Here is a 703-nt window from a genome sequence, read left to right as displayed (position 1 = left end):
AATCTATAATTGCTTCATAATTTGTACTGCTAAAATTAACAAAAAATGCTATTCTTGAATGATATAAATAACTAACATCTCTTGAATCATAACTATTACTACCTATAAGTGCAGCTAGCGACTTAATATCTCTTTCCCTATCTCCTGTTGCATAAGTTGTATTTCCAGTAGATGGTGCAGGAGCAGGTGTTTGAGCTGTAATATTAACAGTTCTAGTTTTGCTATCCCAATGTACTGTAGCTCCTAGTGCTTCTGATACAAATCTTAAAGGTACAAAGGTTCTGCTTTGACTTATTATAGCTTTTGTATCGAATGTTATCGTTTTTCCATTTACTAACGCTTTGGTTTCATTTATCTTAAGCTTTATTATTTTTCCATTACCTTCTATGGTAACTTCTTGTCTATTGCTGTCCCAGTGAACATTCGATCCCATCTGTTCTGATATAAATCTTACTGGTATTAAGGTTCTGTTTGCACTGTCTATAAATGGTCTTGCATCTGGAAAGCTAACGCTTGTGTTATTTAATACTACATTTGGTCTTACCTGTGCTGATGATACACTAGTTAGTGTAAGCATTATTAATACACTTAACAATATTTTTTTCATATATTTCTCCTCTCTTGGTAATTTATTCAATATTTTTATTATATCAAAGTATTTTTCTTTTTTGTATATTAAAGATTTAGATTTTAGCAAAAGCAA

Annotated in this window: 1 protein-coding gene; it reads right to left on the bottom strand. The window is 30.7% G+C overall.

Annotated elements, in window-relative coordinates; all coding sequences use genetic code 11:
- On the bottom strand, nt 1-607 hold a 607-nt coding region (locus CLOTH_RS10425; protein ID WP_331722091.1), incomplete at its 3' end, for a copper amine oxidase N-terminal domain-containing protein.
- Nucleotides 608-703 lie beyond the last annotated feature (96 nt).

It is taken from the genome of Alkalithermobacter paradoxus (assembly GCA_002029295.1).
Taxonomy (GTDB): domain Bacteria; phylum Bacillota; class Clostridia; order Peptostreptococcales; family Peptostreptococcaceae; genus Alkalithermobacter; species Alkalithermobacter paradoxus.
The sequence above is the reverse complement of the archived record's forward strand: the minus strand, read 5'-3'. Positions and strand labels throughout refer to the sequence as shown.